This is a genomic window from Nodosilinea sp. AN01ver1, assembly GCF_050565655.1.
GTDB lineage: Bacteria > Cyanobacteriota > Cyanobacteriia > Phormidesmidales > Phormidesmidaceae > Nodosilinea.
This window is the reverse complement of record NZ_JBNXVS010000007.1, coordinates 61973-87853: the sequence shown is the minus strand read 5'-3', so window position 1 is coordinate 87853 and position 25881 is coordinate 61973. Positions and strand designations below refer to the sequence as shown.

21 protein-coding genes and 1 pseudogene are annotated in these 25881 nt (G+C 59.3%); 11 read left to right on the top strand and 11 right to left on the bottom strand.

Going from position 1 to position 25881, the window contains the following annotated elements:
• Positions 1–170 precede the first annotated feature (170 nt).
• Positions 171–1262 (bottom strand): redox-regulated ATPase YchF, encoded by a 1092-nt coding sequence (ychF, locus tag ACQ4N7_RS08420; protein WP_430711164.1) that lies wholly within the window; start codon positions 1260–1262, stop codon positions 171–173.
• Positions 1263–1478: 216 nt separating this feature from the next.
• Between ychF and ACQ4N7_RS08415 the strand changes: the two genes are divergently transcribed.
• Both ACQ4N7_RS08415 and ACQ4N7_RS08410 read left to right on the top strand, forming a co-directional pair.
• Positions 1479–2114 (top strand): hypothetical protein, encoded by a 636-nt coding sequence (locus ACQ4N7_RS08415; protein WP_430711163.1) that lies wholly within the window; start codon positions 1479–1481, stop codon positions 2112–2114.
• A 107-nt stretch (positions 2115–2221) separates the two neighbouring features.
• Positions 2222–2836, top strand: a complete 615-nt coding sequence (locus ACQ4N7_RS08410; RefSeq protein ID WP_430711162.1) for a thylakoid membrane photosystem I accumulation factor — start codon at positions 2222–2224, stop codon at positions 2834–2836.
• Positions 2837–3068: 232 nt separating this feature from the next.
• On the opposite strand, the gene ACQ4N7_RS08405 is transcribed toward ACQ4N7_RS08410, so the two are convergent.
• The gene (locus tag ACQ4N7_RS08405) at positions 3069–5108 is read right to left on the bottom strand and encodes an ABC1 kinase family protein (protein WP_430711161.1); all 2040 of its coding nucleotides are present in this window, start codon (positions 5106–5108) and stop codon (positions 3069–3071) included.
• 799 nt (positions 5109–5907) lie between these two features.
• On the opposite strand from ACQ4N7_RS08405, the gene ACQ4N7_RS08400 reads away from it, so the two are divergent.
• The 5 genes from ACQ4N7_RS08400 to ACQ4N7_RS08380 all read left to right on the top strand — a co-directional run bounded on the left by ACQ4N7_RS08400 (position 5908) and on the right by ACQ4N7_RS08380 (position 13641).
• Positions 5908–6195 carry a hypothetical protein gene (locus ACQ4N7_RS08400; protein WP_430711160.1) on the top strand — a complete coding sequence of 96 codons (288 nt, stop codon included), beginning with the start codon at positions 5908–5910 and terminating at the stop codon, positions 6193–6195.
• Positions 6196–6471: 276 nt separating this feature from the next.
• On the top strand, positions 6472–7809 hold the full coding sequence (locus ACQ4N7_RS08395) for an ATP-binding protein (protein WP_430711159.1): 1338 nt from the start codon (positions 6472–6474) through the stop codon (positions 7807–7809).
• Positions 7802–10000 (top strand): tetratricopeptide repeat protein, encoded by a 2199-nt coding sequence (locus ACQ4N7_RS08390; RefSeq protein ID WP_430711158.1) that lies wholly within the window; start codon positions 7802–7804, stop codon positions 9998–10000. The genes ACQ4N7_RS08395 and ACQ4N7_RS08390 overlap by 8 nt, the downstream gene beginning before the upstream one ends.
• A 190-nt stretch (positions 10001–10190) precedes the next feature.
• On the top strand, positions 10191–11918 hold the full coding sequence (recN, locus tag ACQ4N7_RS08385; protein ID WP_430711157.1) for a DNA repair protein RecN: 1728 nt from the start codon (positions 10191–10193) through the stop codon (positions 11916–11918).
• 109 nt (positions 11919–12027) lie between these two features.
• Positions 12028–13641 (top strand): cation:proton antiporter, encoded by a 1614-nt coding sequence (locus ACQ4N7_RS08380; RefSeq protein WP_430711156.1) that lies wholly within the window; start codon positions 12028–12030, stop codon positions 13639–13641.
• A gap of 40 nt (positions 13642–13681) precedes the next feature.
• Here ACQ4N7_RS08380 and ACQ4N7_RS08375 read toward each other — a convergent pair whose 3' ends face one another.
• The 4 genes from ACQ4N7_RS08375 to ACQ4N7_RS08360 form a co-directional block, all read right to left on the bottom strand.
• Positions 13682–14542, bottom strand: coding sequence for a hypothetical protein (locus ACQ4N7_RS08375; protein WP_430711155.1), 861 nt, complete (start codon positions 14540–14542; stop codon positions 13682–13684).
• Positions 14543–14771: 229 nt separating this feature from the next.
• On the bottom strand, positions 14772–17288 hold the full coding sequence (locus ACQ4N7_RS08370) for a cyclic nucleotide-binding domain-containing protein (RefSeq protein ID WP_430711154.1): 2517 nt from the start codon (positions 17286–17288) through the stop codon (positions 14772–14774).
• 174 nt (positions 17289–17462) lie between these two features.
• Positions 17463–17978, bottom strand: a complete 516-nt coding sequence (locus ACQ4N7_RS08365) for a L,D-transpeptidase (RefSeq protein WP_430711153.1) — start codon at positions 17976–17978, stop codon at positions 17463–17465.
• Between the two features lie 128 nt (positions 17979–18106).
• Complete coding sequence (locus ACQ4N7_RS08360; protein WP_430711152.1) at positions 18107–18985, bottom strand: LysR family transcriptional regulator; 879 nt, start codon at positions 18983–18985, stop codon at positions 18107–18109.
• 338 nt (positions 18986–19323) lie between these two features.
• On the opposite strand from ACQ4N7_RS08360, the gene ACQ4N7_RS08355 reads away from it, so the two are divergent.
• The 3 genes from ACQ4N7_RS08355 to ACQ4N7_RS08345 all read left to right on the top strand — a co-directional run bounded on the left by ACQ4N7_RS08355 (position 19324) and on the right by ACQ4N7_RS08345 (position 21718).
• On the top strand, positions 19324–20028 hold the full coding sequence (locus tag ACQ4N7_RS08355; RefSeq protein WP_430711151.1) for a pirin family protein: 705 nt from the start codon (positions 19324–19326) through the stop codon (positions 20026–20028).
• A 146-nt stretch (positions 20029–20174) separates the two neighbouring features.
• On the top strand, positions 20175–20411 hold the full coding sequence (locus ACQ4N7_RS08350; RefSeq protein WP_430711150.1) for a CDGSH iron-sulfur domain-containing protein: 237 nt from the start codon (positions 20175–20177) through the stop codon (positions 20409–20411).
• Positions 20412–20527: 116 nt separating this feature from the next.
• On the top strand, positions 20528–21718 hold the full coding sequence (locus ACQ4N7_RS08345; protein WP_430711149.1) for a low temperature requirement protein A: 1191 nt from the start codon (positions 20528–20530) through the stop codon (positions 21716–21718).
• A 43-nt stretch (positions 21719–21761) separates the two neighbouring features.
• Here ACQ4N7_RS08345 and ACQ4N7_RS08340 read toward each other — a convergent pair whose 3' ends face one another.
• From ACQ4N7_RS08340 to ACQ4N7_RS08330, 3 genes are all read right to left on the bottom strand, one after another.
• Complete coding sequence (locus ACQ4N7_RS08340; protein ID WP_430711148.1) at positions 21762–21947, bottom strand: hypothetical protein; 186 nt, start codon at positions 21945–21947, stop codon at positions 21762–21764.
• Positions 21948–22118: 171 nt separating this feature from the next.
• On the bottom strand, positions 22119–22586 hold the full coding sequence (locus tag ACQ4N7_RS08335; RefSeq protein ID WP_430711147.1) for a hypothetical protein: 468 nt from the start codon (positions 22584–22586) through the stop codon (positions 22119–22121).
• A 279-nt stretch (positions 22587–22865) separates the two neighbouring features.
• Positions 22866–24026, bottom strand: a complete 1161-nt coding sequence (locus ACQ4N7_RS08330; RefSeq protein ID WP_430711146.1) for a response regulator — start codon at positions 24024–24026, stop codon at positions 22866–22868.
• A 1-nt stretch (position 24027) separates the two neighbouring features.
• On the opposite strand from ACQ4N7_RS08330, the pseudogene tnpC reads away from it, so the two are divergent.
• Positions 24028–24924 (top strand): annotated as a pseudogene (tnpC, locus tag ACQ4N7_RS08325) (IS66 family transposase); the annotation flags it as partial.
• 174 nt (positions 24925–25098) lie between these two features.
• Here tnpC and ACQ4N7_RS08320 read toward each other — a convergent pair.
• Both ACQ4N7_RS08320 and ACQ4N7_RS08315 read right to left on the bottom strand, forming a co-directional pair.
• A complete protein-coding gene (locus tag ACQ4N7_RS08320; RefSeq protein WP_430711145.1) occupies positions 25099–25326 on the bottom strand; it encodes a hypothetical protein in 228 nt (75 codons plus the stop codon).
• Between the two features lie 89 nt (positions 25327–25415).
• Positions 25416–25673, bottom strand: a complete 258-nt coding sequence (locus tag ACQ4N7_RS08315; protein ID WP_430711241.1) for an Arm DNA-binding domain-containing protein — start codon at positions 25671–25673, stop codon at positions 25416–25418.
• Positions 25674–25881: the final 208 nt, after the last annotated feature.

Below are 25881 nucleotides of genomic sequence, written 5' to 3'. Positions count from 1 at the left end.
CCTAATGGGTCAAATTGTAGATAGATTTTCTCCTCCGAACCAGTATCGCGACGAGTTTTTTTGCACACCCTAACCGTGCCGTACCGCGATCGCCTCTCAGACGAGATATGGCTAGGACAGTTGGCCCAGTACCCAGGCTAGTGATGGCAGGCCCTAGCGCTATAGCGTCGCTACACGTTAAAGCGGAACAGCATGACGTCTCCCTCTTGCACCACGTACTCTTTGCCCTCGCTGCGCACCTGGCCCTTGTCTTTGGCCGTAGCCATCGAGCCTGCCGCGACCAGATCGTCGTAGGCCACGGTTTCGGCGCGAATAAAGCCGCGCTCGAAGTCGGTATGAATGACTCCGGCAGCCTGGGGGGCCACCATGCCAGCGCGAATGGTCCAGGCGCGGGTTTCTTTGGGTCCGGTGGTGAAGTAGGTGCGCAGCCCCAGCAGCTCGTAGGTGGCGCGAATCAGCGTCTTGAGGCCGCCTTCCTCGACCCCCAGCGACTCCAGAAAGTCCCTGCGCTCTTCGTCGTTGAGATCCACCAGCTCCGACTCCACCTGGGCCGAAATCACCACCACCTGAGCGTCTTCCGCCGCCGCCACGGTGCGTACCTGCTCGACCCAGGCGTTGCCGCCCGCCAGGTCCTCTTCAGAGACGTTGGTGGCGTAGATGACGGGCTTGCGGGTGAGCAGCCCCAGGGGTTTGATAATCGCCTCGGCCTCGGCATCCAGCTCTACCTGGCGGGCCGTTTTGCCCTCGTTGAGCACCGGCAGAATTTTTTCGAGAATGGCCAGCTCGGCCTGGGCCTCTTTGTCGGCGCGGGCCAGCTTGCGCACCCGGTCTACCCGGCGCTCCAGCTGAGCCAGGTCAGACAGGGCTAGCTCCAGGTTGATCACCTCAATGTCGCGCACCGGGTCGACCGACCCCGAGACGTGGATGATGTCGTCATCCTCAAAGCAGCGCACCACATGGACGATCGCATCGACTTCGCGAATGTTGGCCAAAAACTGGTTGCCCAACCCCTCTCCCTGGCTGGCCCCCTGCACCAGGCCCGCAATATCGACAAACTCGACTCGGGCGGGCACGGTTTCAGCCGAACTCGACAGCTCGGCCAGCACCTGTAGGCGGGTGTCGGGCACCGCCACGATGCCCACGTTGGGCTCAATGGTGCAAAAGGGAAAGTTGGCGGCCTGGGCCTTGGCGTTGGCCACCACGGCATTGAACAGGGTTGATTTGCCAACGTTGGGAAGCCCAACAATGCCAGCTCGTAACATGGGGTAACTCTAGATGTGGTGTAACGGGGAAGGGTAATTGAAGGTCTCGGGGTCTCGGGTTTAGGGTCTAAGGCCAATCTCGAACCTCAAGCCCTGCCCCTGCTAACCTTGCACCTCAAACCCCTATCTAGCATAGGAGAGGATGCGCCCATTGCGGAGGGGTTGCTATACCCTTGAAGCTGAAAGCATAGGTGGATTGAACGGAAGGGTGACGCTATGGCTAAAAGCAAGGGGGCTGAAAGCAACGGCTGGGACTGGTACCATCGCAGCGTGCCCGCTCTGGTGGCCGGGCTGATGGCGCTGGGGGTGGGCGGGTGCAATACCCTGGGGCTGTCGCGATCGCCCGAGAGCGACGAAGACATGGGCAATCAGTACGTCGACAGCGGCTTTCGCGGCGATATGCTAGTCAGCCGCATGAAGCCCGTGCGGCTGCGCCTGCAAAACGACTGGCAGGCCGCCCCCAGCGGCACCCTGCACCCCAACGCCGACCTGGAGGCCTACAACCCCGACCAAAACCTGTTTTTGGTGGTGCTGGGCGAAAGTCGGGCCGCCGTCGGGCCGGGCAATTTGGAAGAGCAGGCCAGCAACTACCTGCAAATTCTCAAAGGGGGCTTTAGCCAGATCATTGCCAATCAGTCTCGCACAGATGTCAATCAGGTGGATGGCTTTCCTGCGGTGCAGTACGAGGTGCGCGGCGAGGTGGCCCAGCGCCCGGTGGCCTACCTGCACACCACCGTTGAAATGGGTGAGGAATACTACCAGGTCGTGGTGTGGACCCCTGACGATTTGCGCGCGGCCAATGCCGACGCCATGCGATCGGTAGTGCAAGAATTTAGCGCTGCTCAGCAGTAAGCGCCGCCATTCTGTGGCCTAATAGAGGCTGTGGCTTTGATCGGTAGACGGTAAGTCTGACCAATCAAGGCCAACGAAACAGGCTCTAGACCAAGGACACCACTGTCATGCTGCGCTGGCTCATCGCCCCTCTCTCCGATCGCCCCAGGTTTCCAAAAGCAGTCTATCGACTGGGTCAGGCCCTGGGCCTTGTCTGCGCTGCGCTGGTGCTGTGGCTGGGGCTGGGCGGGCAGCCCACTGCTCTGGCGGGCCTCACCGACGACAATTATGACGGCAACATTTTTGCGCTCTATGCCGGTAATGGGTCGCTGGTGCCCCCCCGCGTCAGTCTGGAGCAGTCGCTCCAGGTTGGCAAGCCCGCTCTGGTTGTGATCTACGTAGACGACAGCAGCGACTGCAAAAAGTTTGCCTCGGTGATTTCTCAGCTTCAGGCTCCCTACGGGCGGGTGGCCAACTTTATTCCGATCATGGCTGACTCAATTCCGGTGAAAGATGCCTACGCGCCCAGCGAACCGGGCTACTACTTTCGCGATGCCGTGCCCCAAACCCTGATTTTTAACGCCCAGGGAGAGCTGGTATTCAACGAAACGGGCACGGTCGCCTATGAGGCGATCGACGACGTTATGCGCGAGGTGTTTGATCTGCTGCCCCGCAGCGAGTCAGCAGAACTGCGCCGTCGCCCCATCAATGAAGTCAACACCGAACTGGTGCCGGAGCAGTAGCTTGCTGCTCGCCCCACCCAGAGGCCAAACGCCCTAGTCTAGTGGTCTGTCAAAACTAAAGTTGGAGATTGGGTGGCACGCTGGCAGAACCCCAAAAGCTTAGCTGCTGTTGGGTTCCACTTCGTTCTACCCAACCTACGAGCACTGGTGACGAGCGTGTGAGGAGCGTGGTCAGAATTAACCACAATTATCCCCCTTAAACAGGTACCGCTTGGAAGCACCGCGTCGCCGTCTACTGTCCAGCGCCGGAGGGGGTGAGCTGAGGCCTGCCATTGACGGGCTCTCCCTCTAGCAGCAGGTTGCGAATCAGGCGAGCCAGCCCGCGCTGAGCCAGCCCCGCCACCACCTGCTGCCCCATCGCCTGGGTTTCAGGCTTAAACAGCAGGGATGGAATGCGAGTGGCCACCTGGGCGGCATCGAAGCCGGGGGTGTCTTTGAGCAGCTCTAGAATGCGGCGCAGGTGGTCGAGATCGGTGGAGCCAGCGGGGGCTGCCGCCGTCGGCTCTTTCTTGAGGCCCAGGCGGCGCTGCACGGCGGTGGTCAGGTTTTGCACCGTGTTTTGGCCAAAGTTGTCGAGGCTGTTGACTAGCTCAGAGACAATGCGATCGCGCAAAAACGAGCCCCGATCCGAGAACAAAAACTCCAGGGTTTGATCGATCAGCCGGTCCATATCGTACTCATCGCTGTTGCGGGCGTTGCGCAGCAGGTTCTCCAGCCGGTTCCAGCGAAAGCTGCCGTCTTTGAACAACAGATCTTGCAGCGAAGCGCGCAGCTCGGGAGACGGGTCGGTGAGCAGGCGCTTGGCCACGTAGGGGTAAGCCTTGCTCAGCACCTTAAACTCAGGGTCGACGTTGATGGCGATGCCCTCCAGCGTCACCAGCGAGCGAATGATCAGCGCGTAGTAGGCGGGCACCCGAAAGGGGTACTCGTACATGAGGGCCGAAAATTCGTCGGTGATGCTCTTAAAGTTCAGCTCGGCGACGCTGGCCCCCAGGGCGTTGCTAAACACGTTGGCCAGGGCCGGAATAATCGGGCTGAGGTCGGTGTCGGGGGTGAGAAACTCCAGCTTGACGTAGTCGTTGGCCAATCCCTCAAAGTCGCGGTTGACCATGTGCACCACCGCCTCGATCAGGCCGTAGCGCTGGTAGGGCTTGACCTCGCTCATCATGCCAAAGTCGAGGTAGGCCAGCTTGCCGTCGGCCATCGCCAGCAGGTTGCCGGGGTGGGGGTCGGCGTGAAAGAAGCCGTGCTCTAGCAGCTGCCGCAGCGAGCACTGCACCCCCACGTCGATCAGGTGGCTGGCGTCGATGCCGAGGCGATCGAGCTTGTCGATGTTGGTCAGCTTTGTGCCCTCGATCCACTCCATGGTCAGCACCCGGCGGGCGGTGTACTGGGGGTAGATGTGGGGCACGTAGATATCGGGAATGTGGCCGTAGAGCTGGGCAAAGCGCTGGGCGTTTTCACCCTCGTGGGTGTAGTCCATCTCTTCGAAGATGCGCTCGCCAAACTCGTCTAAAATCGCCACCAGGTCGCTGCGAATCTGGCTGATGCGGTTGGTGGCGAAGCGGGCCAGTCCGCGCAGAATGTGTAGGTCGAGGGCAATATTGCGAGCCAGGCCGGGGCGCTGCACCTTGATGGCTACGTCTTCGCCGCTGTGCAGTTTGCCTTTGTAGACCTGCCCCAGGGAGGCTGCGGCGATCGGGCTTTCAGAAATTTCGGCGTAGATTTGGCTGGGGGGCGCGCCCAGTTCTTCTTCAATAAAGCGGTAGGCGGTGACGTTAGGGAAGGGCGGAATCTGGTCTTGCAGCGTGGTTAGCTCTTCAAGGAAGATCGGCGGCACCAGGTCGGGCCGGGTGGAGAGAGCCTGACCAATTTTGATGTAAGCAGGGCCGAGGTTGGTCAGCATTTCTCGGAGCTGCACCGCCCGCAGGGCTTCGTTTTGAGCGCTGCGACCGGCGCGGCGATCGAGCCAGAGCTTGGCAAAAAAGCTAATCAGCGGCAAAAAAATACCGACAAACCGCGCCCAGACCTGCAGCGGACGGCGGCGGTAGTGGGCCGCGATCGCCGCCGGGTCGTAGCCAAACGCCTCGAACGGGTCCTGGGCTTTGGTGGCCAGGGTGCGAGGCCGGGGCGCAGCCAGAACGGGCTCGGGCCGGGCAACCTCGGTCGGCTCGCTCATCACCTCTCCGGTTACCGTAATGGCTTCGGCATCGATGATATCGATGGAGCCACCGAAGTGCTGAGCCGAATCCTGGGTGGTATTTAAGGCCATAGCGCGCTCAGAGAGAGGATTGAGAACCGAGGGATTGAGGGTTAGGCGATCGCCTAAACCACTCCCGTAAACTATTGTAACGGTTTAGTCTGCGAATCTCCGGTGGTGACCTCCCTACTTCCTCCGATCGGCTTCTGTCCGTTGAAAGAGCAGGCGGGTTTTTGCCCAGAAGCAATATCAGCGGGGCTTGCTGAATGAAGTGCAGATGATGGTGAAGCATAACCACCCCTGTGATTGCTTCGCGTTGGGCAGTGATTGCTTCGCGCAGAGCTGTACTTGCTTCGCGCAGAGCTGCACTTGCTTCACGCAGGGCTGTACTTGCTTCACGCAGGGCTGTACTTGCTTCGCGCAGGGCGGTGATTAGATGTAGACCTGTAGGGTGGGCACCGCCCACCGTCCACCCCCCGCTCTCACCGGGGATTTGGATGGGCAGGGTTTAGTGGCAAATGAATAAATAGAGTGGTGGGCAATGCCCACCCTACCCCCTTGGCAACGAGGGAAAAGCACGATTGTTAAGCTTCACAACGGAGTTGCGGTCTGTAGCAATTTTGACTTGTCGTGGCGATCGCAATACGCTACAGTCCTCGATTAAGGCTGTCAGTGTACAGCCTGGTTCCCAAAATTTGGTCGAACGCTGATGGCAAGAGCTTGCACCTCCCACCACCAGCTGACCCCTTCGACAGGTAGTAGCTGTCTCGGAGGCTGAGTACTATGTTACTCTGGCCGCCCCGAACCGCTTATGTCTGGGAGCGGCCAAGTTTTGGGTTTCCTACCCATTCGTTTCTTGGAGGAAACCCCAATGTTGTGTTTGCCATTTTTGGCGTCGTCGGCCCGTGCGGGTGCGGCGACCCCGCTGCTGCTCGCCAATCCTGACCTGCCGCCGGAGCGGGAGCGATTGCGCCACCTGGTGATTGGCTCCCCGGAGGGGGTGCGATCGACCATTCACACGCTGCACGTGCTGGGCTATGCAGAGCAGGCGACGTGGAGTCAGCTAGTGACGATACCCGAGTCGGGGATTTTGATTACCCCAGCCCAGGGGGAGGTGTTTAGTCTGCTGAGGCGCGAGCGACCAAGGTTAGACCCGTAGACCACTGTAGGGTGGGCACCGCCCACCTTGCACCTCTGCCATTGCAGTCCAAACCCATCAGTTGAGCACCGCCCACCTTGTACTGGCGCGTTAGCGAAGCTATCCGAAGGAATCGCTGGATGTTCGAGGTTAGTGGTGGGTGGATGAGTGGGGTGGTGGGCAATGCCCACCCTACGTTTGAAGGCGATCGCACTGAAAGATGCTGAAAGATCATGACCACGACTGAGGTGTGTAAACTTAGGCATGGAACACTAATCGGTTTTGGGCGTGCTTGCCATGGAAGATTTTCGGGCCAAAACACTCAAAGAAGCCTTTCGGCTGTGTGATGTCAACCCGCTTTCTGGACAGGGGCTTGAGCGTTACTATGTTGACCTGGCTCCGGTGCGCAAAACTGAGGCCATTGAAGGCGTCAACACGGTGCTCGATTTTCAGGAACCGGGAGAGTTTTGCACCATTCTCTTCACCGGGCACCGGGGTTGTGGTAAGAGCACTGAACTCCAGCGCATTCGCCGCCAGTGGGAGAAAGACTTTTGGGTCATTTACCTGGAGGCAAACGAAGAAACTGATACTAACGACGCCGAATATACTGACTTTTATTTAATTGTCATCAAGCAGATTGAGTATGCCCTGAGGCAGCGGGGGCTGCGGTTTGATGCCAGACTGCAAAAAAGTGTTGAGGATTGGTTCAAAGAGATTACCCGCGAAGATGAGCGCTCGGTGGAAACGTCGGTGAGTGTGGATGCCGAAGCTAGCTTGGGGGCTGAGGCTCCTTTTCTGGCCAAACTGATGGTAAAGCTGCTGGCCCAAATCAAGGGAGCTGACAAGCAAAAAACTGTGATTCGTCAGACCCTTCAGAGGGATATTTCGCGCCTGAAAGCGGATGTCAACCTGCTGCTGCTGGATGCCTACAAAAAAATCAAGCCGCTCTATCCCAAGGGATTTTTGATAATTTTCGATAACCTCGATCGCGTACCACCCCGAGTCGGTGATCATCTCTTTTTTGACTATGCGGCTCAGCTCCGGGAGTTGAACTGCACAATGATTTACACGGTGCCAATTTCGGTGCTGTGCTCACCCAAAAATATCGCCAACACCTTTGGCACGGACCCTCATATTGTTTCGATGGTGAACATTTACCAACTGGAGCGCCAGCGCTGCGACCTGAACTACACCACCGAGGGCCTGACCCAGCTAGCCAAAATCATTCAGCGACGAGTGGATATCGACCTGCTGTTTGAGTCTGATGAACAGGTGTTGGACTTGGTAAAGGCCAGCGGTGGCCATGTACGGCAGCTCATGCAGATGGTGCGTAGCGCCTGCCAAACGGCCAGTACCCGCCAGCACAGCAAAATTCAACCGGAAGATGTCGAGTACGCCGTGAAACAGCAGCAGTTTAACTTTGAGCGGTTTGTGCCCGACACCCACTACCCTCTGCTGGCGCGGGTTTGCTTGACTAAAAATATCACTAAAGATGAAGCTGGGCAGCTCATGCTGTTTAACACCTCAGTGCTAGAGTACAACGGCCTCGATCGCTGGAACTACCCCAACCCAGCGGTGCGCCAAAGCCAGTTATTTCAGACCGCGCTTGAGGAGGTCATGTCTCACGATGCCTGATGCCCCTCCCACAGCAAACAGGGGACTAGACAGTTCCTCAACTCAAGCCCCTGTCCTGGCTCCTTACACCAGCGCTGCACTGGTCGAGGCAAACCAGCAAGAATTTGCCGAGTTGCTGACCTTTATTGACTTTGCCGAGGGGCTGACTATTGGCTTTGTGGAAGTTAACCAAGAGCGAGACAAACCGTTGCTGGCTGAAGCTCTGCGCCAGCACCTGGCCAACACCGACATCCACATGGAGGTGATCAACTTTTCTCGCCAGCCCGACCTACGCTATTTGCTAGATGCCCTACGGCAGCGGCTGGACAGCCTCAATGCAGCTTCCCTAAGTGGCAACAAAAAACTGGTGCTCTTCATTCAAGGGCTAGAGGCGGCGATCGGCACCGATGGAGTAGGGGCTTATCCACCCATGCTGCAAGACCTCAACTTTGTGCGCGATGCCTACCGGGAAAGGGTGCCCCACCCGCTGCTGTTTGTGCTGCCCGACTATGCCCTCACCCGCATTAGCCAATATGCCCCCGATTTTTGGGCTTGGCAATCGGGCTTATTTCGGTTCAAAACGCCCCTGGAAACGGTAGAACAGCTCAAGGCCGATATGGCCGATCGCCCCTTGCCCTACATCGCCTCTGACGACAACCAGGAGCAGATCGAACAGCTCAAGCGGCTGTTGATGGAGCTTGACCCATCGGGCAAACCCATCGCCCCCCAGGATATTCCCCTGTGCGGCGAACTGTATTACAAAATTGGCTCTGCCTACTACACCCAAAAACAGCCCGCCAAAGCCAGCGACTATCTGCAAGCAGGGCTAAAGCTGTTGGAACACTCCTCAAACCCCACCCTAGAGCGAGATTTCCACCGTAAGCTGGGCAACGCCTACGAAGCCCTGCGCCAGTTCGACGCGGCCATTGCCGAGTACACGACCGCCCTAGAGATCGCCAAAACCCACAACTATTCGGAATCAGTTCCCACACTCCTGCAAGACCTGGGCGATGTTGCCCTGCAACAACGTCGGTTTGACCAGGCAAACGCTTTCTATGAGCGAAGCCTTGCACTGAACAAGGCTCGCAACGAGCCCTATTTGCAGGCGGGCACATACCACCAGATGGGCAATGTGGCGTATTTGCAGCGTCAGTTTGAGCAGGCCCAGCAGTACTACCAACAAGCCTTGGATATCTACATCGAGTTTGGCGATCGCTATGAGCAGGCCAGCACATACCACCAGATGGGCATGGTGGCGCAGGAGCAGCGACAGTTTGAGCAGGCCCAGCAGTACTACCAACGGGCCTTAGACCTCAAAATCGAGTTTGGCGATCGCTACTTGCAGGCTAGCACTTACCACCAGATGGGTATCGTGGCGCAGGAGCAGCGACAGTTTGAGCAGGCCCAGCAGTACTACCAACAGGCTTTAGACTTCTTTATCGAGTTTGGCGATCGCTACTCGCAGGCTAGCACTTACCACCAGATGGGTATCGTGACGCAGGAGCAGCGACAGTTTGAGCAGGCCCAGCAGTACTACCAACGGGCCTTAGACCTCAAAATCGAGTTTGGCGATCGCTATGGGCAGGCGGACACTTACTACCAGATAGGCATCGTGGCGTATTTGCAGCGGCAGTTTGAGCAGGCCCAGCAGCACTTCCAACAGGCCTTAGACCTCTTTATCGAGTTTGGCGATCGCTATGGGCAGGCGGATACTTATCACCACATGGGCATCGTGGCGCAGGCCCAGCGGCAGTTTGAGCAGGCTCAGCAGTACTACCAACAAGCCTTAGACCTCAAAATCGAGTTTGGCGATCGCTATTCGCAGGCCAAGACGTACCACAATATGGGCATGCTGGCGCAGGAGCGGCAGCAGTTTGAGCAGGCCCAGCAGTACTACCAACAGGCCTTAGACCTCAAAATCGAGTTTGGCGATCGCTATTCGCAGGCCAGCACCTACCGCCAGATGGGCATGCTGGCGCAGGAGCAGCGGCAGTTTGAGCAGGCCCAGCAGTACTACCAACAGGCCTTAGACATTCAAATCGAGTTTGGCGATCGCTATTCGCAGGCCAGCACATATTACTGCTTAGGTACCCTAGCAGAAGAGACAGGAGATTTAGCTACTGCTACTGCAAATCTACAGAGGGCACTAGAACGCTACGAAGAATTTGGTGACAGTTGTTGGGCCGATAGCGCTCGTGAGCGACTCCAATAAATTGCGGCAAAGTGAATTGATCTTTTGTAGTGGCTCAGCTCAGTAGCCAACCAGATTGGTGCGAGATAAGCGCTCGAAAAATGGCCTCAAAGGTAGAAATACCATACCGCCTTCAAGATTCTTGCTCGTTTTTAGCGGCGTATCCACAGGACTTCCAATTAAAATACGTGGGTACTAGACTATTGCCCCCATGCTAACCGCCCTGCACATCGAGAACTTTGCGCTGATCGACCAGCTCGATCTGCGGCTTGAGGCCGGGCTCAACGTGCTCACGGGCGAAACCGGGGCGGGCAAATCCATCATTCTCGACGCCATCGATGCCGTCCTGGGCGGCAAGGCCAACCAGCGCCTGGTGCGCTCCGGCAGCCAAAAAGCCCTGGTAGAAGCCACCTTCGACGTACCCAGCGACATCCACACCTGGCTGGCCGAGCAAGACCTTCCCCCCACCGATGGTGCCCTGGTGCTGCGCCGCGAACTCACCCTGGGCAAAACCCTCCGCAGCCGCTCCTTTCTCAACGGCAGCCCCGCCACCCGGCCCCAGCTCGAAGGGCTGCGCCAAAAGCTGGTCGAAATTACCGCTCAGGGACAAACAGTACTGCTCGGCTCGGGCGATCGCCAGCGGGAGTGGCTCGACGGCTTTGGCGGTGCCCCCCTGGTGGCCCAGCGCCAGCGCGTCGCCGCCGCCTACGAGGCCGCCACCCAGGCCAAACGCAAGCTCGACGCCCGCCGCAAAGCCGACCAGCAGCGCCGCGACCAGCTAGAGCTGCTGCAAATGCACCGCCACGATCTGGAACAGGCCCAGCTCGACGACCCCGACGAACTCGACAAGCTCGCCCAGGAGCACGACCGCCTCAACCACAGCGTTGACCTGCAGCAAAACAGCTACCAGGCCTACCAAATTCTCTACGAGAGCGACAGCGGCAGCGCCTGCTCCGACCTGCTGGGCAAAGCCGAGGGAATTTTGATCGACATGGAGCGCTACGACCCGGCCATTGCATCGATTTTGGCCCTGGTCAGCGAAGCCCTCACCCAGGTCGAAGAGGCCGGGCGCGCCATCAACGCCTACGGAGCCAGCGTCGAGGCCGACCCCGAGCGGCTGGAGGAAGTGGAGGAGCGCATGCGCCAGCTCAAGGGGCTGTGCCGCCGCTTTAGCCGTACCCTGCCCGAGCTGGTGGCCTACCGTGATGAAGTGGTGCGATCGCTGGCCGAACTCTCTGGCGAAGGCCAGTCGATCGAGGCCCTGGAAGCCGAAGTCGAGAAGACCCAGGCCGGGCTAGCGGACGCCTGCGACCAGCTCACCGCCCTGCGCCAGGACGTGGCCCAAAAGCTCGAAACCCGCCTGGTCAACGAACTTAAGCCCCTGGCCATGGAGCGGGTGCAGTTTGAGGTCGAACTCAAGCCCATCGCCCCCACCGCCACCGGGGCCGACGGCATTCGTTTTTTGTTTAGCCCCAACCCCGGCGAACCCCTGCAGCCCCTGGCCGAAACCGCCTCGGGCGGCGAGATGAGCCGCTTTTTGCTGGCGCTGAAGGCCTGCTTTTCGCAGGTAGACCCGGTGGGCACGCTGGTGTTTGACGAGATCGATGTGGGGGTCTCGGGGCGGGTGGCCCAGGCGATCGCCGAAAAGCTCTACCAGCTCGGTCGCCAGCACCAGGTGCTGTGCGTCACCCACCAGCCGATGGTGGCGGCCCTGGCCGATGCCCACTTTCGCGTCGGCAAGCACGTGGTGGAAGCGGCGGGGGCGAAGGGGGCCAAGACCGATGAGGCCGAGCGCACTGTGGTGCGGGTGCTGCCGCTGTCAATGGGCGATCGCCGCGAAGAGCTGGCCCAATTAGCTGGGGGCGAGTCGCACCAGCAGTCGCTCTCCTTCGCCGAGGCGCTGCTGGCCCAGGCCGACAGTCTGCGAGACAAGCTGTGAGAGCAAAGATCTCGTAGGGGCATTGCACTGCAATGCCCCTACAGACCGGGTATAACGCAATAGGATTCGATATAAGCTGTCGCGTACGAGAAGCTAGGGCCAGCCTTTTATGGATTTCTTTCTGACTGTCGAACCCCTACTAGAAGATCCCTCCCTGATGCTGGAGGATCCTGCCATTGAGGAGCATTTGCGCCAGTTTTGCCTGGTGCTGTCGGTGTCGCTGGGGGTGGCTACCCTGTCGCGGGTGTTTAGCCTGCTGCGCAACATTCCCTACACCCTGCTGCTGCTGCTGGTGGGCCTGGGCCTGGCGGTGCTGGACGTGCGGCTGATCAACCTGTCGCCGCAGCTAATTTTGTTTATCTTTTTGCCGCCGCTGCTGTTTGAAGCGGCCTGGAACCTGAACTGGAAGAGCCTGAAGCAGTACGCCGTGCCCGTGGTGCTCTATGCCGTGGTGGGGGTGGTGATCTGCGTTGGCAGCCTGGTGTGGGGCCTGCAGACCTTTGCCGGGGCCTCGCTGGCTACAGCCCTGCTGGTGGGGGCCAGCCTGTCGGCCACCGACCCGGTATCGGTGGTGGCCCTGTTTCGCGAGCTGGGTGTCGACAAAAAGCTGACCACTGTGATGGAGGGCGAGAGCCTGTTCAACGACGGCGTGGCGGTGGTCGCCTTCAACCTGGTGCTGGGCATTGCCCTGGGCCTGGAGCAGTTCGATGTGTCGGTGACGGTGGCCCGGTTTCTGGTGTTTGCAGGCGTCGGCATCAGCATTGGCGGGCTGATCGGCTTTGGCCTGTCGTTTCTGACTCAGCGGTTTGATATTCCCCTAGTCGAGCAGTCGCTGACTCTGGTATCGGCCTACGGCACCTACCTGGTGGCGGAGGAACTGGGCGGCTCTGGCGTGATTGCGGTAGTGACCACGGGGCTGATTCTGGGCAACTTTGGCTCGCGCATTGGCATGAACCCCCGCACCCGGCTGGTGGTGTCTGAGTTTTGGGAGTTTGTGTCGTTCTTTATCAACTCGATTGTGTTTTTGCTGATTGGCGATCAGGCCAACTTCTACGGCCTGGTAGACGAGCTGGATAAAATCGCGATCGCGATCGTGATCATGATTATTGCCCGCGCCATCAGCGTCTACGGCCTGGGCTACCTCAGCAACGCCGTCACCGGCCCCGAGATGGATCTGCCGGTCAAGGGACAGACCATTCTGTGGTGGGGCGGCCTGCGCGGGTCGGTGTCGGTGGCCCTGGCCCTGAGTGTGCCCATCGTGCTGAGCGATCGCCAGGAGATTATCTCGATTGTGTTTGGGGTGATGCTGTTTACCCTGCTGGTGCAGGGCCTTACCACCAAGCCGCTGCTGGAGTACCTGGGCCTGCTGGGCGATCAGCCCCTGCGGATAGAGTATAGCCAGATGACCGCCCACCGGGTCGCCCTCACCCGCGTTATGCAGCGCCTCGACGAGATGAAGACCAATGAAGAGTTTGACCCCGAGTTTGTCGGCTACCAGATGGCCCTGGTGCAGGGGCAGCTGGAGGAGGTCAAAGAAAAACTGACCCGGCTAGAGCAGCAAAACAGCAGCATTCGCGACTACGCCTCCGAGCAGCTGCGGGAAGAACTGCTGGCGATCGAGTCTGACACCTACGCCGAGTTCATTCGCGCTGGGCAGCTCAAAGATACCCTGACGCCCCTGCTGGAAGGGGTGCTGCCCGATCGCATCGGTGAAGTGCATTGATCGAAAGTAGGGGCATGACACACTGCAATGCCCCTACCGATTACCCCACGCTGTCGAGATCCTGGTGCCAGATCTGCTCCTGCAGCGCCTCATTCTCCAGGCTCAGGGCCACGGCTCGCTGCTTGAGGCCGTCGCGCTCGGCGGCAATTTCCTGGCAGCGGTACTTGAGGCTGGTCTGCTGGTGAAACTGCTGCCCCAGCTCGGCGCTGAGTTCGGCAATCTTTTGCCGCTGGGCCTCAATAATGGCCCTCAGCGCGACGGGATCATCGCCATCGGGCTGGGCTGGGGTCGCCGGGGGTAGCGCCAGCGGCATGGCTGAACCGATCGCCCCGCCCACGCCCTGGCCCACGCCGTTGACGTAGGCCTGCATGCGAGCCAGGGTGACCTGGTGGCGAGTGAGGGTGTTGTCGAGGTGCTGAATGTGCTGCTGCGCCGCCTGGAGCTTGCTGCTGAGGCTGACGGTGAGCGATCGCGCCACCATCACCTCAGAGTTCAAGTCCAGGTCGTGAATGGGCGATCGGCCCACCGCCAAACCCTGGTAGTGGTTCTTGATTCTGACCAGGTAGTCTTGGACTTCGGCCTGGCCCTGCTGAATGCGCACCCGCAGCCGCTCTAGCTCCAGCTGCTGGTCGGTCACCAGCCCCTTAACGCCCGCCACCAGCTGTTCGAGCACCTGCGACTGCCACTGGTCTTTGGCGTCAAGCTGCTGCTTCAGGTTGACAATAATTTTCTGCTGAACGTTGGAATATTCTTCGGTTTGGGCGAGGTGGGCCTGGAGCATCTGGTGGTTAGCCACCTGCTCCTGCATATCTTCTATAGATTCTTTGGCCTGATCGAGGGCCTGCTGTAGTAAACAAACACGTTGAACCAGCTTAAAGTCCAGCGAGCTTTCCTGGAACATGGGCGAAACCGATGAAGAGGAACTCGGAGCAAGGTGACGAAACTAACGTGACAAAACTGGAGGGGGTAAACAACTGGGACTCGGGGCGCGCGCGCTGAATTAAGCAGTACCCTATCAGGCTCTCAGCAGGGTCAACTGTGGGGGGCACTACCTAGAACCAAACCCATACCGAAACTTTACATGGTCACCACTGCTAAACCGATAGGGGCCACAACCCTGATTTTAGCCCCTAAAACCCTGGAATCAGCCACCACAGGCTCAGCCCCAGCAAACCCGTGCAGGCGTTTTGAATCCACCGCTGCGGGCCAGCCTGACGACAAATTTTGGCCGTTAGCCACACCGACAGCCCCATCCCTAGCAGCAGCGTTACACCCTGTAGAAAGGCTACCACTGCCGGGTGGGCAACCCAAACCGGCAGATTTGCCCCTGAAGCTCCAAAGGTAGCCAAAGACACGGGCAAAAGGCGTCCGCCCTCGCCCAGTCCCAGGCGCAGATAGTGGGCCAAATTAGCCGCCCACACCAGGGGTAGGTAGCCATAGGCCATCCGCACCACCGGGCGCGGGGTTAAACCCTGAGATTTTCGCCAGATCCACTGCCCGGCCTCTACGCCAAGGGGGATCAAGGCAGGCAGCGCCAGTATCCCCAGCGACACCAGGCTGTGGCCTACCACAGTGTCTATCGGCAGGTTTAGGTTCAGACGTTCCTCTAGCTCTGGCAGGCGGTGCAGATAGACCGCCCCCAGCAGCAGAAACATCAGCGCTACCTCGGCGGCGCGGGGCCGGTGTGTGGTCCACAGCTCAATGCCGGGGGGGCGCAGGTTCAGCTCCACCGAGCGGTGGGGGCAGGCCTTAAGGCAGGTCATGCACAGCACGCAGTCGCGGTTGTCTTCGAGCTGGGCCGGGTGCGAGTAGAGGGGGCAGCCGTTGGTTTCCTGGCCTTCGCCTTTGGCGGGGCCGCCTTTGTAGCACTGGTAGGTGGTGCACTCCGCCGAGCAGGTGCCCTGCTGCGCCCGTAGCTCGGTGATCGAGAGCTTGGCGAACAGGCCGTTCATGCCGCCGATGGGGCACAGGTAGCGGCACCAAAACCGCCGCTCAAACAGGGCCGAGAAGATCATCGCCCCGGCGGTAATCAGCAGCAGCAGGCAGGCGGAGAGGTAGGCGGTGTCTTCGAGATTCCACACCTCTTCCCAAATCAAGATCAGGGCAAAGAGAGCGAAGAGAAACCAACCGCCCCAGCGATCGGCGGCCTGCCGGGGCCAGCGCTTGAGCCGACCGGGGAACAGCTTTTCGGCAATCCACTGGGTGACTTCGCCGTAGATCATAAACGGGCACACCGCGCACCACAGCCGCCCCACAAACGGAAAGCCGAGCAGCACCAGGGGCCACCACCAGGCCCAAAATACCGTCAGCGCCACGTTCTGGTCGCGCTGCTGGGGGCCAAACCAGAGCACGGCGACGACGACGGCAAACAGCCACAGGGTGATGCCGTAGTTGATGCGATCGGGCCACCAGGGGCTGCGCAGAAACCGCCGCAGGTCGGGGTAGCGGTTGAGCAAGTTCAGCCGCAGCTGCTTCTTTTTGCTCTGGGCCGGCCAGATAATCTCTTCGGTAATCAGGCCGCCGCCCGCCAGCTGGGCCGCCGCCCGCTCCACCAGGTTTTCGAGCTCGCGCAGGTTGTTGGGAAAGTCGTAGGACTGCAGGCGACGAATCGCTTCGGGGGTCACCGAAATGCGCCCGGTGCCCCGGCGGCGACGGATCAGCGACAGGTAGTAGTTGACCCAGTCTTCGATGTCGGCCTTGCGCACCCGCAGGGGCGGCACCTTGATGGTTTCGTCGATCGCATCGCCGAGGACAGGCAGTCCTTTCTCGGAGAGCAAAATAATTCGGGCTTCGGCGGTGACCAGCGGGGCCGTTTCGCCATTGCGGCCCACGGGGCGGTACTGCCCGGTTTTGAGCAGCTGGACCACGGGCTCGACCAGGTCGGCATCGAGCTCGTTGGGGTTGTTGAGTACCAGGGTGCCCTGCCCCAGCGCCCCCAGCAGGCCCAGTCTGCCGCCCGATCGCCCAAACAGGTCGGCCCCGCTGGCCTGGAGCTGACCGCAGTCGACCTTGATAATGGGCAGCCGTCGCTGGGTCGAGCCAAAGTGGATCAGAGCGGCGAGGTTGTCTTTCTCTAGCCCCGGCTCGCCAAAGATCAGCACGGATTTGCGATGGCTGGCGGCAGAGCGAATTTCGGCCCGCAGGCGATCGCCGTACCGACTGCGGCCAATGACCCCCCGCTTGGCCTTGGCCACCAGGTACGGGCGCAAAATGCCCTGGCGCTCCTGCTCGCGGTCAAACTGAAACGACAGCCGCTTGACCGCATCCACCAGCTGGCGGGTAAAGGTCTGTAGAATGCCGGGGTACTGCTCAACGAGAGCCTGAAACTGAGCGCGATCGACAAACCAGAGCGTGCTGTCGGTGATAGTGCGAACGGTCTGCTCGACGGGCTGCTCCAGCAGCAGCGCCTCCAGGTTCAGCACCGCGCCGGGCAAAAAGCTCAGCCCGCCCAGCTCGGCCTCGGTTTCGAGCCTGCCCTGCCAGAGAATGTAGAGGCCCTGGGGCTCTTGCCCAGCCTCGACCACCGTTTCGCCCGCCGACCGGGTGACGGAGCGCAGGCGGCGGGCCAGGGGAGCCAGGGTCGTTGCAGGCAGCAGGCTGAGGGGGGTGCGCTCCTGCAAAAAGATCACCCGGTCGGATACAGTCATGGTTCACCCCACGCTCTACACGGTGTAGCCCCATGATGATGGCAAATGACCTCTGGGTGCCTCTGGCATTACTCAGCTTAATCATTGCGGCGGCGATCGCCTTTAGCCGCGCCAAGTGAACTCGGTTTTAGACTGGCGATTTACGAGGTTCAGCACCAACTTTTAGGTCAGCAGTCAATGCTGCACCACCACGGGTGTGCCCAGGTCGGCCCAGTTGTACAACCACTGGGCGTGGTCAACCGCCACATTCACACAGCCATGGCTCACGGGCGTACCAAAATTGTGGTGCCAGTAGGCTCCGTGGATCGCGTAGCCTCGGTAGAAATACATCGTCCACGGTACATCAGGCACATCGTAGTCTGCACCCCGCATTCGGGCCGTGCGATGCATTGACTGAATTGCAAACACCCCCGTCACCGTTGGCGTTGAGGGCTTCCCCGTCGAAACAATCACCGCATAGACCGGGGTAGCCCCCTCCCAGGCAAACAATCGCTGGCTCGATAGATCGATTTGAAACCAGCGCTGATTTGATTGGCGCAACTGTTCAACCTGGGCAGCTATTTCTTCGTTCGTAAGGGCGAGCGCAGGCTCTACCCCCGAAACTCCAAACAACCCCGCACTGCTGACCATCACACTCAAAAAAGCACCTGCTCCGAAGCGTTTGAGCCAATGCCGCTGAGAGGCTAACATCACTCCACCTCAACTGTTTATATAATTTTTATATAATTTTTACTTCAACGTCTTCAGGCTAAAACCCTGAAGACGGCAATAATTCGTTAGGCTGCCCTGCGCCTGGGGGCCATGGGCAGGGGGAAACCCTAAATTTTTGCAGTTAAAAACTCCACCAGGCGCGTCACTTTTGCCGATAGGTGACGATTCACCGGGTAGAGCGCGTAGATGTTGATGGTTGGCGGCGGGTAGTCGGTCAGAATGGGGTGCAGTCGCCCCTGCTGCAAATCTTGTTTCACGATGAAGTCGGGCAGCATGACAATGCCCAGCCCCGCGATCGCAGCGGCCCGCAGCACCTCACCGTTGTTGCAGCACAGCGGCCCACCGATGGGAACCGTGTGGGGTTCGTCACCCACCAGCGTCCAGCTGTTGTCCTGCGATCGGTGGCCGTAGTGCAGACAGTCGTGCTGTTTGAGATCGTCGGGATGAGTTGGGGTGCCCCGCTGCTGGAGATAGTCGGGGGCCGCGCACACCACCAGCGGGCAGGGGGCCAGGGTATGGGCAATTAACCCGGCACCGGGGGGCTGGGCGGCAATGCGAAGGGTGATGTCAAAGCCTTCTTCGATCGGGTCGATGCGGCGATCGTTGAGCACCAGTTCGACCTGAAGTTCGGGGTACTGAGCCATAAACTCGACTACTAGCGGAGCCAGGTTCAGGGTGCCAAAGGTCATGGGCGCGTTGATGCGCAGGCTGCCGCGCGGCTCTTGCTGTAGCCGAGTCAGAGACAGCTCAGCTTCTTCAAGGTCGGCCAGAATGGCCAGGCAGCGATCGTAGTAGGCCCGCCCGGCATCGGTGGGGGAGACTTTGCGGGTGGTGCGGTGCAGAAGCTGGGTTTGCAAGTGCTCTTCGAGGTTCATGACCAGCTTGTTGACCTGCGATCGCGACAGATCCATCTTGCGGGCAGCGGCGGCGAAACCACCGGCTTCGACGACATGGGTAAAGGCGCGCATGCTTTCGAGTTTGTCCATCTTGGGGCAGGGGAGTAGGAAGGTGGATGGGTGCTGGTCCCTGAGCGAAGTCGTTTGTCCTGTGGACAGGCTTCGCCAACGCGCTAGCGTCTCCCGTAGAGAGAAAGGGAGGGGGGTGGGTAGGAGCGTGGGAGCGTAGATGCGTGGATGCGTGGGTGGGTGACGGTCCCTGAGCGAAGTCGAAGTCGGTCCCTGAGTGAAGTCGAAGGGAGTGGGCAGAATTGTCTTATTAAAGGAGACAATGCGTCCATAAAACTGGCTATTGTCGTTTATTTGGATTCAGTATATCGTTAATTTATTCGGATGTTTCCAATCCATTGACACAGGAGGTGTCACTAATGCTTACGGTTCGTCCTGCTAACGAGCGCGGTGCGGCTAACTTCGGCTGGCTCGATTCTCGCCACACCTTCTCTTTCGGCAACTACTACGACCCTCGCCACATGGGCTTTGCCAGCCTGCGGGTCATCAACGAAGACAAGGTGCTGCCCAGCCAGGGCTTTGGCACCCACGGCCACCGCGATATGGAAATCGTCACCTACGTGCTGGATGGCGCACTGGAGCACAAAGACAGCATCGGCACGGGTTCTGTGATTCGGCCTGGAGATGTGCAGCGGATGTCGGCGGGCACGGGCATTCGCCACAGCGAGTTCAACGCCTCAGACACCAATCCGGTGCATTTCTTGCAGATCTGGATTTTGCCTGAGACCAAGGGCATCGACCCCGGCTATGAGCAAATTTCCGTTGCGCCGGAGGCCAAGCAGGGGCAGCTGCGCCTGGTGGGGTCTCGCGATGGCCGCGACGGCTCGATCACCATTCACCAGGATGTCAGCCTGTACGCCGCTGCTCTGGCCGAGGGCGATCGCGTCGAGCATACCCTGGCTTCGGGCCGGGTGGCCTGGGTGCAGGTGGTTCGAGGAGCCGTCAACCTGAATGGCCACGACCTCACCGCCGGCGACGGGGCCGCCGTCAGCGATCTCGACACCCTGAACCTGACGGGGGCCGCCGATGCCGCTGAGGTGCTGGTGTTCGATATGGCGGCTTAGGCCGGAGCTGTGGTGCATCGCTGTGCGGATCCACCCTACGGTTACGACTGACTGATTAACCGCAGCTACTAAGGCTTGTAGAGGCAGGTATCCCCTGCCTCTGCGGGATGTCCATGCCACAAAATAACCCAAGAGAGGAGCGATCGATGCCTGAACCTGTGATTGCCGATACCAAACCCGTCGTGATGGAGCTAGAAGCAGGTGACTATTTCTGGTGTACCTGCGGTCAGTCAACCAACCAGCCCTTTTGCAACGGTGCCCACGCGGGAACTGAGTTTGTGCCGATGAAATTTACCCTGGAGGAGAAAAAGCAGGTGGCGCTGTGCGCCTGCAAGTACACCCAAAACGCGCCTTTCTGCGATGGCAGTCATGCCAAGCTTTAGGGGCTTGTCCGGCTAGAACTGAGGTTCAAACGTCAAAGCCCCAGGTGAATCCTACGATTCACCTGGGGCTTTGGTTTTGATGCGAGAATGGGCCTACCGTTCTCGCGTTTTTCGCTATGCGTCCAGCAATTTGGCAACCCCCGACCCTGCGGCAGGACAACGCCGAAGACGGCGATCGCCGGGCAACCTGGCTAGAGCTGTTCTATGACCTGGTATTTGTCGCCACCATTAGCCAGCTCTCGCACTACCTGAGCGAGCACCTGAGCTGGGCGGGGCTGCTGGGCTTTGGGCTTTTCTTCGTGCCGATCTGGTGGTGCTGGGTAGGGGCGACCTTTTACGCCACCCGGTTTGATGCCGACGGGGTGTTCGATCGCCTGTTTGCCTTTGTGGAAATGGTGATTGTGGCAGCGATGGCGGTGCCTGTGCACCACGGGCTCGGCGGCGGCGATGTGGGCTTTGCCCTCTGCTATGCGGCCTTTCGCGGGCTGCTGGTGCTTCAGTATCAAATTGCGGGGTACTACAATCCGATTACCAAGGGATTGGTTAGACACTACTCCGTAGGGTTTGGCCTGAGCATTCTACTGTGGCTGGTGTCGTTGTTAATGCCTACCCCCTGGCGCTACGCTCTGTGGATAGCCGGATTGCTGATTGACCTGGGCACGCCCCTGACGGCTGGGCGGCTAGTGGTGCAGGCACCGCCCAGCTTTACCCACGTGCCGGAGCGGGTGGGGCTGTTTACGATCATCGTGCTGGGCGAGGCGGTGGTCGGGGTGGTGCGGGGGCTGGGCAACCTAGACTGGACGCTGGCCGCAGAGATGACGGCGGTGCTGGGGCTGGCGATCGCCTTTTGTCTCTGGTGGCTGTACTTTGACTCGGTAGATGGCTCGCCCCTGCGATCGATGCGGGCGGGCAGAATGGGCACCGCTCTGACCTGGCTCTACTGCCACCTGCCCCTGACGGCGGGCGTGGCCGTAGCGGGCGTAGGGCTAGAGCACATGATTGCCAACGGCCCCGCCACGCCGCCAGAACCCGCTGAGCTGTGGCTCTTTTGCGGCGCGATCGCCCTGGTCTTGTCCTCTTTGGCCGCCATTCACTGGATGACCTGCACCCTCGGTACGCCCAGGTTTCGGCGCAGCTTGAGCACCTACCGGCTGGGGTCGGCCCTGTTTGCGATCGCGCTGGCTATTGTGGGCTCCAACCTGCCCTCGCTGGGGGTGGTGGCCTGGGCGACGGTGGCCTGCGGCATCCAAATCGTGTTTAACCTGGTTAAGACTAAGCCCGTCGCAGAGCGGCCCCAGGCCCAGTAGGCAGACCCAGTGGCTCCGCCTGGCCTAGGGGTTGAGGGCAGGTTTAGCTGCCCTGCCGCAGCCGTCCTCGGGTACGGCTGCTGAGGCGTTCGGACACCAGGTTGCGATCGCGATCGGTAAGCCCGCTGATGCGCTGCTGGGCCTGATTGAGCTGATGATTGTCTGAGAGGCGATTGATTAGATCGGCTTCGTAAGACCGCTGTCTGGGGCTAAGGCGAGACTTTCCCATAGGTGAGACTGGTGACAGAAATCAGTAATAGAGTCTGTCCCTAGTCTAAGTTCAAACTGGAGACCTGGGAGACTGGGCGGGCGTTAGCAAGAAATTGTTACCCAAGTGGTTAGCCCTGGGCTAACCACCATCACGCCCCGGATATCGCTCGGTTTGGATGCATCGCGATCGCTAGATGCCGGTGTCTAGCGCCTCGATCAGCTTGTCGAGGTAGAGCACCATCAGGTTGCTCTGGTCGCCAGGCATGGTTGAGCGCACTTCTTCTTTGAGCAGTCGGTAGGCGACGACGCAGGCGCTCTGGCGGTTAAACGAGCGAATGATGTTCTGCATCCAGACCAGGTACTCTTCCATAAAGCCGTCTTCGTCGTTGAGCAAAATGCCCTTAGAGACGTACTCCAGGGTAAACAGCATGTCGCGCTGGCACTGCTGGGCGTGCTCCTGCACCACCTGTCGGTGGGGAGTTTGCATCAGCCGCCGCAGGGCGTTGAGCACCAGATCTTTGCCGTGATCTCGAACGTGGTTGTAGAGGCCAACGCGGGTTTGAAAGGCTTCCACCATGTGGTCGAAGGGGCGCAGTTCCAGGTCGCTCAGGTAGCGACCGTCGGCTTCGCGAATGGAGGCGAGTAAAGCGTTGTTCATAGCAGCTAAGGGCGCGATCGCGCGGCCTGGATGGGTTCTTCCCCAAGATGCCCAGCCCGGTCGGAGTGATGCTTGATACCGACATAATTCTTTGTACTGAAGCGATCAGTCTTCAATCGGTTACCCAAACGCCCCTCTAGTACCTACGCATTCAGAGCGGCCTCGTCTAACGGATTTTCGGCTAGCAGGTTGCCCTTAACCAGCCTGTTGCTCTCCGCCAGCCAGGCCTCTAGATCGGCCCGTTCTGCTTGTGAGGCCACAGCCGAGTGGGGTAAAGGGTCAACGCAGTAGGTCTGCGATGGTCTTGAGCAGATCGCGAAAGTCGTAGGGCTCGGGCAAAAAGACCTCGGCCCCAGCGGCGAGGGCGGCGGGCTGGTAAATCTCTAGACCACTGGTCGCAATCAGGGTGAGGTCGGGCTGGCGGGCCTTGAGATGCTGAATCAGGGTGAGGCCATCCATACCGGGCATCATGATGTCGAGCACTACCAGAGTCGGCTGGTGCTGGGCGCACAGATCCAGGGCTTCTGGGCCGCTGCTGGCAATCAGGGGTCTGTAGCTGTAGGTGCGCAGCAGCGATCGCACGGCCTGCTGCACTGAGCTGTCGTCATCGACCAATAAAATCAGCTCTCCCTGACCCAGGGCCAGGGCTTCTGGGGCGGCGGTCTGGGGGCTCCTGCCCTGAGAGGTAGATAGGGCGGGCAGATAGACCTGCATCTGGGTGCCCCGGCCCACCTCACTCTCGACCTGCACAAAGCCACCGGATGGGCGGCGATGGTGAGCGTGCCCCCTTCGGGCATGGCGTCGCGGGCGTTGACGCAGAGGTTCATCAGCACCTGGTGCAGGTGGGTGGGGTCGGTACTCCAGCAAGGCCCGGCTGCGCTCTACCGTCCGCGCCAGCACCGCCTCTAAATCGAGCGATTGGCAAATATCCTCGGTGATGTCGTTGAGCAAGTGTGCCTGCCGAATTTGGCGCTGGAGAGTAAGCTCTGCCTGCTTGCGATCGCTGATATCTTGACCCACCACGGTCACCTGCCAGCAGCCCTCGGCAATTTTTTGCGAAGCGTAGGTGCTAGACAGCCAGCGCAGCGACCCATCACGGTGGTAAAAGCGGTATTCCCAAACGGTGCTGGGTTCGGCAAACAGGGTGGCAAACAGACTCTCCAGCGTGGCGAGATCGTCGGGGTGCATGCGCGATCGCCACAGCATTTTGTCGGCCATAAAATCGGCGGATGAGTAGCCCAAAATGCTCTGGCAGCCCGGTGAAAAATAGTCGTACTCCCAATCGCCACTGGCAAAGATACGGAAGCTGATAATCACGGCGGTGGCGCTATCGAGCACCTGGCTGAGCCGAGCCTGAGACACCTGCATGGCCAGCTCTAGCTGTTTGCGTTCGGCTTCGCCGCGTTTGCGATCGCGCTCTGCCGACGCCGACACCGTCATCTGGCTAGGGTATGGGGGTAACTTATCGTGGTCAAAACAGCGCTATGTAGTCGAGAGCATCTTCGGTGTGCCGATGTCTCAAGGCAGTTTAGCCAAGGTGCATCAGTGGTTTTGTGCCGCCCTACAACCCGCTTACGCGCAATGGTGGGGCTGGATTCAACAACCGGGAGTGCGCTGTGTCGATGAGACCAGTTATCGCGTCAACGGGGTGAATCATTGGATTTGGATGGCCACGGCACCGGAATGCTGCGTTCTGTTCTTTGCCCCCACCCGCAGTTCAGCCGAGGTCAAAACGCTCTTGGGCGAAGACGTCTCAGGGGTTCTCAGCAGCGACTGCTGGTCGGCCTATGGACCGCAATCGGCCGGGGCAAAACAGAAGTGCTGGGCGCACCTGGAACGGGAATTAAAAGCGTTGACTACCTCTCGGTTCCCGGAAAATCGGGAGTTCGCCCACCGGATCTTCCCCATCATCCATACCGCTCGCCAAGTCTACCGGGACTATCATCAGGGGCAACTCAGTTTGGCTGAACTCCAAGCCCTCAGGCCCATCCTTGAAGCGGAGTTAGCCGACGTGCTAGAGCATCCCCGCAAGGGACGTTGGGCTGCTGATTCCCAAGCGTTGAGCAACCGGTTTCGCAGGCATTGGTCAGACTGGTTTACGTTTCTCACCAGTCCTGAGGTCAAGCCTGACAACAATGACGCCGAGCGAGGCTTACGGCCAGTGGTGATTCATCGCAAAGTTACGGGTGGTGCCCGCAGTGATTGGGGGGCTCAGTTAGTCGCGATGATGTTCAGCTTTCTCGAATCCATGCGTCGTCAGGGTAAAAACGCCGTAGACCACCTCTTTGAGCTCATCGCCTCATCGGGGTGCTCGCCCCCTGCTCTTTTACCGGCATAATCCTGGATCTCTGGAGGCTTTCTCATTAAGCCTCTCTTATCACTGTGACTAATTACTATTATTCTTACTTCCTTTGCTGCGAACCCGCCGATTACTGACCTGTACCAACGACCCCTCAAAGCTAGTAGAGACGGTAGTTCATGCCTTTGCGATTGTCGTTCTGAAACGCAGCGATCACCTGGTCTCGTTCCTCTTCTGTAAAAGCATTGGCTTAGGATCCACCTGGTAGCGATACTGGGACAGCTCCTGGGCCATTCCCTCAAAGGGGTTGGCAGCAACCAGCTTGTGCTTTTTGCCCCAGCGGCAGGCTGCTGCTAAGTACATCAGCCCGTCTTTAGTACGGTAGATGGTGGTGACCTGCTCCAGCTTTTGTTTGACTATCAGCGGCTCATCGATAGTCAAATCGCCCAGCTTCCGATACAGCCGGGTGAGGTTGTCATATTTTTCCTGGGTTTTGGCTTTTGGACCGGGCAGCTTGTGAGCGGCATATTCTAAATCTCCATTACCGTCATGCTCTGAGGTTTGAGCGGCTCTAGCACGGTTAGCTGGGGCGGCTTGGGCTTGCCGTACTTTGACAAGGTGTAATCAAAGCGCTCTAGGACGATATCTGACTCGATGAGCTTGGCTTTGGCATCAACTACTCTCCGGTTGATATCCGTGTCTGCTAGATCGGTGGAGAGATACTTTTGCTTGCCATCATAAAGATGCCGGGGCAGTTGTATCCGAAGTCGGCCTCGAAAGGATTCAATGCCAACGGATCCCTTAGGCGCTCTACCTGAATTTTTGCTGTACAGGTTGCAATGCTCGAAAGGGGTACATGGAAGCGAACTAATGTACTCACCCTGATAGTCAAATGATAGTCAAACCGCAGCTAAATGCACCCGAAAATGACCAAATATTACGAGGCCAGATCTCTCAGCAAGAATGTCCTGCAACTGAAAACCCCTTGATTTATAG

Excerpts from the sequence above, each read along its gene's own strand:
- ychF (WP_430711164.1), bottom strand. The coding sequence starts at position 1,262 with ATGTTACGAGCTGGCATTGTTGGGCTTCCCAACGTTGGCAAATCAACC.
- ACQ4N7_RS08415 (WP_430711163.1), top strand. The coding sequence starts at position 1,479 with ATGGCTAAAAGCAAGGGGGCTGAAAGCAACGGCTGGGACTGGTACCAT.
- ACQ4N7_RS08410 (WP_430711162.1), top strand. The coding sequence starts at position 2,222 with ATGCTGCGCTGGCTCATCGCCCCTCTCTCCGATCGCCCCAGGTTTCCA.
- ACQ4N7_RS08405 (WP_430711161.1), bottom strand. The coding sequence starts at position 5,108 with ATGGCCTTAAATACCACCCAGGATTCGGCTCAGCACTTCGGTGGCTCC.
- ACQ4N7_RS08400 (WP_430711160.1), top strand. The coding sequence starts at position 5,908 with ATGTTGTGTTTGCCATTTTTGGCGTCGTCGGCCCGTGCGGGTGCGGCG.
- ACQ4N7_RS08395 (WP_430711159.1), top strand. The coding sequence starts at position 6,472 with ATGGAAGATTTTCGGGCCAAAACACTCAAAGAAGCCTTTCGGCTGTGT.
- ACQ4N7_RS08390 (WP_430711158.1), top strand. The coding sequence starts at position 7,802 with ATGCCTGATGCCCCTCCCACAGCAAACAGGGGACTAGACAGTTCCTCA.
- recN (WP_430711157.1), top strand. The coding sequence starts at position 10,191 with ATGCTAACCGCCCTGCACATCGAGAACTTTGCGCTGATCGACCAGCTC.
- ACQ4N7_RS08380 (WP_430711156.1), top strand. The coding sequence starts at position 12,028 with ATGGATTTCTTTCTGACTGTCGAACCCCTACTAGAAGATCCCTCCCTG.
- ACQ4N7_RS08375 (WP_430711155.1), bottom strand. The coding sequence starts at position 14,542 with ATGTTCCAGGAAAGCTCGCTGGACTTTAAGCTGGTTCAACGTGTTTGT.
- ACQ4N7_RS08370 (WP_430711154.1), bottom strand. The coding sequence starts at position 17,288 with ATGACTGTATCCGACCGGGTGATCTTTTTGCAGGAGCGCACCCCCCTC.
- ACQ4N7_RS08365 (WP_430711153.1), bottom strand. The coding sequence starts at position 17,978 with ATGTTAGCCTCTCAGCGGCATTGGCTCAAACGCTTCGGAGCAGGTGCT.
- ACQ4N7_RS08360 (WP_430711152.1), bottom strand. The coding sequence starts at position 18,985 with ATGGACAAACTCGAAAGCATGCGCGCCTTTACCCATGTCGTCGAAGCC.
- ACQ4N7_RS08355 (WP_430711151.1), top strand. The coding sequence starts at position 19,324 with ATGCTTACGGTTCGTCCTGCTAACGAGCGCGGTGCGGCTAACTTCGGC.
- ACQ4N7_RS08350 (WP_430711150.1), top strand. The coding sequence starts at position 20,175 with ATGCCTGAACCTGTGATTGCCGATACCAAACCCGTCGTGATGGAGCTA.
- ACQ4N7_RS08345 (WP_430711149.1), top strand. The coding sequence starts at position 20,528 with ATGCGTCCAGCAATTTGGCAACCCCCGACCCTGCGGCAGGACAACGCC.
- ACQ4N7_RS08340 (WP_430711148.1), bottom strand. The coding sequence starts at position 21,947 with ATGGGAAAGTCTCGCCTTAGCCCCAGACAGCGGTCTTACGAAGCCGAT.
- ACQ4N7_RS08335 (WP_430711147.1), bottom strand. The coding sequence starts at position 22,586 with ATGAACAACGCTTTACTCGCCTCCATTCGCGAAGCCGACGGTCGCTAC.
- ACQ4N7_RS08330 (WP_430711146.1), bottom strand. The coding sequence starts at position 24,026 with ATGACGGTGTCGGCGTCGGCAGAGCGCGATCGCAAACGCGGCGAAGCC.